Raw genomic sequence first — 1088 nt, forward strand, 5'->3', positions numbered from 1 at the left:
CGGGCGGCGCGGCCTGCAATTGCAGCCGACGCCGGTCGAGGAGGCCGCGCGAAAACTCGGCGTGCCCGTGCTGACGCCGAAGACGCTGAAGACCGAGGAAGCGCTGGCGGAGTTCAATGCGTTCGATGCCGATGCCGCGGTCGTCGTTGCCTATGGCATGATCCTGCCGCAGGCGATCCTCGATGCGCCCAAGCTCGGCTGCTACAACCTGCACGCTTCGCTGCTGCCGCGCTGGCGCGGCGCGGCGCCGATCAACCGCGCGATCATGGCTGATGATGCCGAGAGCGGCGTGATGGTGATGAAGATGGATGTCGGTCTCGACACCGGCGACGTCGCCATGGCCGAGCGTCTTGCCATCACCGACAACATGACCGCGGCCGATCTGCACGATCGCCTGTCCAGGCTCGGTGCCGACCTGATGGTGCGAGCCGTGGCCGCGCTCGCCCGTGGCGGGCTGCAGCTCAGGAAGCAGAGCGAGGACGGCGTCACCTACGCCGCCAAGATCGACAAGGCCGAGGCGCGGATCGACTGGAACAAGCCCGCGCGCGCCGTGCTGCGCCACATCCACGGCCTCTCGCCATTCCCCGGCGCCAGGGCTGAAATCGAGAATGCGCGCGTCAAGATCCTGCGCTGCGAGCTGGCGAAAGGTGCTGGCGCGCCGGGCGAGGTGCTCGACGATCATCTCACCATCGCCTGCGGCGAGGGCGCGATCCGCATCCTCGAGCTCCAGCGCGAAGGCAAGGCGCGGATGCAGGCCGCGGACTACCTGCGCGGCGTGCCGCTGAAGGCGGGCGCGAGGTTCAACTAGCCAACTTGTCATACGCGGGCTTGACCCGCGTATCCATCTTCTAACAAAACTCTGTCCCAGGCGATGGATTGCCGGGTCAAGCCCGGCCATGACATCGGATAGAATCGGATAGATGCCCCGCTACAAGCTCACCATCGAATATGACGGCGCGCCGTTCTTCGGCTGGCAGGTGCAGGAGACGCTGCCCTCGGTGCAGGGCGCGTTAGAGGCCGCCGTGAAGGCGATGACCGGCGCGGATCTGCGGGTGCATGGCGCCGGCCGCACCGATGCCGGCGTGCAT

The 1088-nt window shown here is 67.3% G+C and carries 1 protein-coding gene and 1 pseudogene; both read left to right on the plus strand.

Annotation, left to right across the window (positions count from 1 at the left end; all coding sequences use genetic code 11):
- The coding region (gene fmt, locus MOV75_RS39310) for a methionyl-tRNA formyltransferase (RefSeq protein WP_247008213.1) at positions 1-808 on the plus strand (808 nt) is incomplete at its 5' end.
- Between the two features lie 112 nt (positions 809-920).
- Positions 921-1088, plus strand: a pseudogene (locus tag MOV75_RS39315) (tRNA pseudouridine(38-40) synthase TruA); the annotation flags it as partial.

The sequence above is a fragment of the Bradyrhizobium sp. PRIMUS42 genome (assembly GCF_023006515.1).
GTDB lineage: Bacteria > Pseudomonadota > Alphaproteobacteria > Rhizobiales > Xanthobacteraceae > Bradyrhizobium.